The organism is Ramlibacter sp. (assembly GCF_028292805.1).
In the GTDB taxonomy this organism is placed as follows: domain Bacteria; phylum Pseudomonadota; class Gammaproteobacteria; order Burkholderiales; family Burkholderiaceae_C; genus Ramlibacter.
In genome coordinates, this window is the sequence record NZ_JAQGLS010000122.1 from 22,536 (window position 1) to 29,102 (window position 6,567).

Sequence of the window (6,567 nt, forward strand, 5' to 3'; positions counted from 1 at the left end):
TCCTACGTGGCTGAGCCACCGGCAGAACTAGATTGGAACGCATGAGACAGGCTTTCGCCCGGGCACAAGCCTGGACCATGGACCAGGGGCGCCGCCTCTATGCACTGGCGCGCCGGCATCCGGGGCGCACGGCGGCCTTGGTGCCGGCCTTGCTGCTGGCCTACGTGCTGGTCCTGATCCCGTTCACGCCCAGCATTTCCGACTTGCGCAAGGCCAAGTCGGCCGAGCCATCGGTGGTGCTGTCCGGGGACGGCGTGGTGCTGGCCGAGTACAAGCGCATCAATCGCCAGTGGGTGCCGCTGGGCCGCATCTCGCCGCTGGCCATCGATGCGCTGATCGCCACCGAGGACCACCGCTTCCACGAGCACCATGGCATCGACGTGCGGCGTCTGCTCGGAGCGGCGCTGAGCACCCTGCGCGGGGATCTCCAAGGCGGCTCCACCATCACGCAGCAGCTGGCGCGCAACCTGTACCCGGAGGAGATCGGCCGCGCGCCGACCATCACCCGCAAGCTCAAGGAAGCGATCACGGCGCTGAAGATCGAGGCGATCTATTCCAAGCAGGAGATCCTCGAAACCTACCTGAACACCGTCCCGTTCCTCTACAACGCGTTCGGCATCGAGATGGCCGCCCGCACCTACTTCGACAAGACGGCCGACCAGCTCGACGTGCTGGAGGCGGCCACCCTGGTCGGCATGCTCAAGGGCACCAGCTACTACAACCCGGTGCTGAACCCGGAGCGCGCGCGCGATCGGCGCAACACCGTGCTGGCGCAGATGGCCAGGCACGGCAAGCTGGAGCCGGCCCGGGCCCGGGCGCTGGCGGCGCGGCCGCTGCGGCTGGACTTCGAGCGCCAGACCGAGCCGGTGGGGCCGGCGCCGCACGTGGCCCAGCACCTGCGCAAGTGGCTGATCGCCTGGGCCGACCGCCGGGACTACGACATCCACGCCGACGGCCTGGTGATCCGCACCACCATCGACATGCGGCTGCAAAAGGCCGCCAACCAGGCGGTGGCGCGGCAGATGCGCGCGCTGCAGGACGTGGCGGACCGCAGCCGGCCCAGGGGCCAGGAGCGGGCGCTGCTGCAGGCCGGCTTCCTGGCCGTGGACCCGCGCAGCGCCCGGGTGCTGGCCTGGGTCGGCAGCGCCGACTTCGCGCAGGACCAGTTCGACCACGTCAACCAGGCGCGCCGCCAGCCCGGCTCGACTTTCAAGCCGTTCGTCTACGGCACGGCGTTCGAGCAAGGGCTGGAGCCCGACTTCACCTTGATCGACCAGCCGGTGGCGATCCGCGAACGCGGCGGCCCGGTCTGGAGCCCGCAAGACCCGCAGCCGCCGACGGGCGAGCCGGTCACGCTGCGCGACGGGCTGGTGTATTCGCGCAACCGCATCACCGCGCAGCTGGTGCAGCGGGTGGGGGCCGCGCGCGTGGCCGAGCTGGCCTACCAGCTTGGCGTGCGCGACAGCAAGCTGGAGCTGGTTCCCTCGCTGGCGCTGGGCACCAGCCCGGTCACCTTGCGCGAAATGGTCTCGGCCTACGGCACGTTGGCCAACAATGGCCGGTACATGGGTGAGCCGCAGCTGGTGCTGAGCATCGAGGACCGTCATGGCAAGGTGCTGCAGACCTTCGCCTCGCCCAAGCCCGTGCAGGTGATGCAGCGGACGCAGGCGCTGAAGCTGGTGAACGTGATGCGCGGCGTGATCGACGAGGGCACCGGCATGGCGATCCGCTCGCGCTGGGGCATCCAGGCCGACGTGGCCGGCAAGACCGGCACCACCCAGGACACCGCCGACGGCTGGTTCATCATGATGCACCCGCAGCTGGTGGCCGGCGCCTGGGTCGGCTACAACGACAACCGCGTGACCATGGCCGACAGCTGGGGCCAGGGCGCGCGCAGCGCGCTGCCCATCGTTGGCGACGTGTTCCTGCAGGCGCTGCGCGTCAAGGCCATCGATGGCCGCGCCGAATTCGAGATCCCGCGCCCGCGGCCCCGCCCGCGCGAGCCGGAGCCGCGCGAGGAGCCGGTGCAGGAGCTGGTCAACGACCTGCTGGGCAAGCTGCTCAAGATGATCCAGTGAAGTGACCGACCCCAGGCCCTCCAGCCACGACCTCCAGCAGCTGCAGCGGCTGTTCCTGCGGGCGCCCGCGGCGGTGGCCTGGCTCGACGGCCCGCAGCACGTCTTTCGCTTTTGCAACGAGGCCTACCTGCGGCTGGTGGGCCGGCGCGTGCTGCTCGGGCGCAGCGTGGAGCAGGCCCTGCCCGAGCTCGCCGCCCAGGGCTTCGTCACCGTGCTGGACGGGGTCTACGCGTCGGGCCAGGCCTACGTCGGCAACGAGGTCGCGGTCGAGCTGGACGACGACGAGGGCGGCCGGCGCCGGGTGGTGGACTTCGTGTTCCAGCCGGTGCGGGGTGAAGGCGGCGCCGTCAGCGGCATTTTCGTGCAGGCGAGCGACGCGACGCAGCGGGTCGCCGCCCAGTCTGCGCTACGCGAGAGCGAGGGCAAGTTCCGCGCGATCACCAACTCCGTCGACCAGATGATCTGGTCGACCCGGCCGGACGGGTTCCACGACTACTTCAACGACCGCTGGTACGAGTACACCGGCGTGCCGTCCGGCTCCACCGACGGCACCGGCTGGAGCGACCTGTTCCACCCGGAGGACCGCAAGCGCGCCTGGGCCGTGTGGAGCCACAGCCTGGAAAGCGGCGAGCCGTACCACATCGAGTACCGGCTGCGGCATCGCTGCGGCCACTACCGCTGGGTGCTGGGGCGGGCGCAGGCGGTGTGCGACGACGCCGGCCGCATCGTGCGCTGGTTCGGGACCTGCACCGACATCCAGGACATCGTGGACGCGCGCGAGGTGCTGCGCCGCTCGGGCGCCGAGCTGGAGCGGCAGGTGCAGGTGCGCACCGGCCAGCTGCTGCAGGCCGAGGAGCAGCTGCGGCAGGCCCATAAGATGGAAGCCATCGGCCAGCTCACCGGCGGCATTGCCCACGACTTCAACAACATGCTGCAAGGCATCGTCGGCGCGTTGGAGATGATCCGCCGGCTTGACGTGGCGGGCCGGCCGGGCATTCCGCGCTTCGTCGACATGGCGATGGGCTCGGCGCAGCGGGCCGCCGCCATGACGCACCGGCTGCTGGCCTTTTCCCGCCAGCAGCCGCTGGCGCCGCAGCAGGTGGACCTGAACGCGCTGGTGCAGTCGCTGCGCGAGCTGGTGCGCCGCACCACCGGCGAGGCGATCGAGGTGGCGCTGGAGCTGGCGCCCGACGCCTGGCCGACCGAGTGCGACCCGAACCAGCTGGAAAGCGCCATCCTCAACCTGGCCATCAATGCCCGTGACGCCATGCCCGACGGCGGCACGCTGACCTTGCGCACCGAGAACCTCACGCTCGGGCCGGTGCGGCTCGGGCCCAACGACACGCTGCCGGGCGGCGACTTCGTGCGGCTGACGGTGGGCGACAGCGGCACCGGCATGCCGCGGGAGGTGATCGCCCGCGCCTTCGATCCTTTCTTCACCACCAAGCCGATCGGCCAGGGCACCGGGCTCGGCCTGTCGATGGTGTACGGCTTCGCGCGGCAGTCGGGCGGCTATGCGGCGATCGAGAGCGAGCCGGGCGCCGGCACCCGCGTGGCGCTGCTGTTGCCGCGCAGCAGCGGCGAGACCGAGCCGCCGATGGTGCTGCCGGTGGAAGAACTGGTGGACGGGCGCGGCCAGACCATCGTGGTGGTGGAGGACGACGAGGTGGTCCGCACCCTGACGGTGGAGACGCTGCGCAACCTGGGCTACGTGGTGCACGAGGCGACCACGGGCGTGGCGGGGGCGCGCCTGCTCAATCTGCTGGGACCGGTGGACCTGCTGCTGTCCGACATCGGCCTGCCCGGCGGCATCAGCGGCAAGCAGCTGGTGGACGCGGCCCGCGCCATGCGACCGGATCTGAAGGTGATCCTGATCACCGGCTATGCGCAGGAAGTGCTGGAGGCCGACCTGGTCGGCCAGCGGATCGGCCTGCTGCGCAAGCCGGTGCTGATCGACGTGCTGCTGCGCAAGGTGCAGGAAGTCATCCGGGGAGGATAGGGGCATCACTGAAGAACCGGTCCGCGATGGGCGGTCCGGTTCTCACCGGTTCAGGATATCCGCAGGGCTGCCCAGGGCCTGGTAGACCCGCAGTGCGGCCCAGGCATCGTTGGCCGCGTACAGCAGCTGCGCCTCGGTCAGCTGGCGGTTGGCCCAGTTGGACGTCGCGGCCTTCTTGGACTTCAGGTAGCGCCGCTGGAACAGCACCGCCACCGCCGCCTTGGTACCCATCTGCCGGCGGTAGCCGCGGGCGCGGAACACGGTGTCCAGGTCCAGCACGTCTTGCGGCTGCACGCCCAGCTTGTGGGTGATGCGGCGCTTGTCGTCGCCCAGCCCGAAGCCGGCCTTGATGTGGCCGGCCAGCCCCAGCAGTTCGCCGGCGATGGCGCGGCAGCCGGGCTCGTGCAGCTGGAAGATGAACACTTCGCCCGGTGTCGCCAGCTGGATGATGTGCGGGCCTTCGGAGGCCTCGCCGACGTTGAACGTGGGCCGTGATTCGGTGTCGAAGCCCCAGGCGGGCGCCTGCTCGAGCGCCCGGGCGGCGAGTTCGGCTTGCGCCTGCGTGGCGACCAGCCGGATGCCGGCCAGCCCGATCCGCTCGAACGGCTCGAGCAGGGCGATCTCTTCGGGGGCGGGGATGGCGGGAGCTTCCATTGGCGCCAAGGATAGCCGCTCTTGTTCCTTCGCCCTTTGGGGAAAGGGTGGGATGGGGCAGCTCGCGCCTTTGGTGGGGCGAGTAACGCGGGCGACACCCTAGGGCACAGGAGCATTCACCGCCGGCCCGCGCCGCCAGAGAATGTTTGCATACCACCCAAGAAGGAGACCTCCCCATGCAGCGTTCACGCGTTCGCACCCTTGCCGCCGCCACCGGCTTGCTGTTGGCCGCGGCCTGGCCGCTGGCCTGCGCGCAGGCCCAGTCCGGCGCCTGGCCGACCCGGCCGATCCGCATCGTGGTCACCTTCCCGCCGGGCGGCGCGCCGGACACGCTGGCCCGCGTGCTGGCGGAGAAATGGGGCTCGCTCGGCCAGCCCGTCACCGTCGACAACAAGCCCGGCGCCGGCGGCAACATCGGCGCCGACTTCGTGGCCAAGGCGCCCGGCGACGGCCACACGCTGGTGATCGGCACCGTCGGCACCCACGGCATCAACCCGGCGCTCTACGCGAAGATGCCTTACGACCACGTCAAGGACTTCACGCCCATCACCTTCCTGGCCTCCACCCCCAACCTGCTGGTGGTCAACAAGAACGTGCCGGCATCCAACGTCAGGGAAGTGATCGAGCTGGCGAAGAAGCAGCCGCTGGCGTTCGGCTCCTCGGGCAGCGGCACCTCGATCCACCTGTCCGGCGAGCTGTTCAACACCCTGGCCGGCGTGAAGATGCAGCACATCCCGTACAAAGGCCGGGCCCAGGCCATCCCTGACCTGCTGGGCGGGCGCATCCACATGATCTTCGACAACATGCCGTCGGCGCTGCCGCTGGTGAACTCGGGCGAGCTCAAGGCCATCGCCGTCACCAGCGCCAAGCGCTCGCCGGCGGCTCCCAACATCCCGACCATCGCCGAGTCCGGCCTGCCGGGTTTCGAGGCAACCTCGTGGTTCGCGCTGCTGGCCTCGCCCGGCGTGCCGCGCGAGGTGCAGATGCGCATCAACGCGGAAACGCTCAAGGTGCTGGCCCTGCCCGACGTCAAGGAGAAGCTGGCCAAGCTGGGCCTCGACCCGGCCGGCGGCAGCCCCGAAGCGCTGGCCAGCCTGATCCAGGCCGAGACCGCCAAGTGGGCCCGGGTGGTCAAGGAATCCGGCGCCAAGATCGAGTGAGCCCGAGGACCAGTCCATGATCACCCTGCACGGATTCGCGCTCAGCAACTACTACAACAACGTCAAGCTCGCGCTGCTGGAGAAAGGCATCCCCCGATGACGGCACCGTCCAGGGTCGCACTGGTCACCGCGATCGCCTTGAGCTCGCCCTTTTGCACCAGTGGCAGGGCCGAAGGCATGTTGTCGAAGATCATCTGGATGCGCCCGCCCAGCGGGTCGGGGATCGCCTCGGCCCGGCCCTTGTACGGCACGTGCTGCATCTTCACGCCGGCCAGCGTGTTGAACAGCTCGCCGGACAGGTGGATCGAGGTTCCGCTGCCGGAGGAGCCGAAGAACAGCTGCTGCTTTTTCGCCAGCTCGATCAGCTCCTTCACGTTGTTGGCGGGAACGCTCTTGTTCACCACCAGCAGGTTGGGCGTGGAGGCCAGGAAGCTGATCGGCGTGAAGTCCCTGATGTTGTTGTAGGGGATCTTCTCGTACAGCGCCGGGTTGATGGCGTGCGTGCCGACCGTGCCGACCACCAGCGTGTGGCCGTCGCCGGCGGCCTTGGCCACGATGTCGGCGCCGATGTTGCCGGCCGCGCCGGGCTTGTTGTCCACCACGATCGCCTGGCCCCACAGCTGCGTGAGCTTCAGCGCGAGGATGCGTGCCGAGATGTCGGAGCCCCCGGGGGCGA

General features: G+C 69.8%; 5 protein-coding genes and 1 pseudogene. 4 read left to right on the forward strand and 2 right to left on the reverse strand.

Translation table 11 applies throughout. The features are described from left to right. The first annotated feature begins 77 nt into the window (after positions 1-77). Together JWP65_RS07135 and JWP65_RS07140 are read left to right on the forward strand one after the other, a co-directional pair. A complete protein-coding gene (locus tag JWP65_RS07135; RefSeq protein ID WP_299762041.1) occupies positions 78-2,078 on the forward strand; it encodes a transglycosylase domain-containing protein in 2,001 nt (666 codons plus the stop codon). A gap of 1 nt (position 2,079) precedes the next feature. Continuing rightward, positions 2,080-4,077: a hybrid sensor histidine kinase/response regulator gene (locus tag JWP65_RS07140; protein ID WP_299762029.1), complete on the forward strand. Its 1,998-nt coding sequence runs from the start codon at positions 2,080-2,082 to the stop codon at positions 4,075-4,077. Between the two features lie 42 nt (positions 4,078-4,119). Here the strand turns inward: JWP65_RS07140 and JWP65_RS07145 are convergent, their stop codons facing one another. Next, positions 4,120-4,731: a 3'-5' exonuclease gene (locus JWP65_RS07145; RefSeq protein ID WP_299762032.1), complete on the reverse strand. Its 612-nt coding sequence runs from the start codon at positions 4,729-4,731 to the stop codon at positions 4,120-4,122. 176 nt (positions 4,732-4,907) lie between these two features. On the opposite strand from JWP65_RS07145, the gene JWP65_RS07150 reads away from it, so the two are divergent. Both JWP65_RS07150 and JWP65_RS07155 read left to right on the forward strand, forming a co-directional pair. Then, on the forward strand, positions 4,908-5,891 hold the full coding sequence (locus JWP65_RS07150; protein ID WP_299762035.1) for a tripartite tricarboxylate transporter substrate binding protein: 984 nt from the start codon (positions 4,908-4,910) through the stop codon (positions 5,889-5,891). Positions 5,892-5,907: 16 nt separating this feature from the next. Continuing rightward, positions 5,908-5,985, forward strand: a pseudogene (locus tag JWP65_RS07155) (glutathione S-transferase); the annotation flags it as partial. Here the strand turns inward: JWP65_RS07155 and JWP65_RS07160 are convergent. Next, the gene (locus JWP65_RS07160; protein WP_367280482.1) at positions 5,954-6,493 is read right to left on the reverse strand and encodes a Bug family tripartite tricarboxylate transporter substrate binding protein; all 540 of its coding nucleotides are present in this window, start codon (positions 6,491-6,493) and stop codon (positions 5,954-5,956) included. The pseudogene JWP65_RS07155 and the gene JWP65_RS07160 overlap by 32 nt on opposite strands. Between the last annotated feature and the right edge of the window lie 74 nt (positions 6,494-6,567).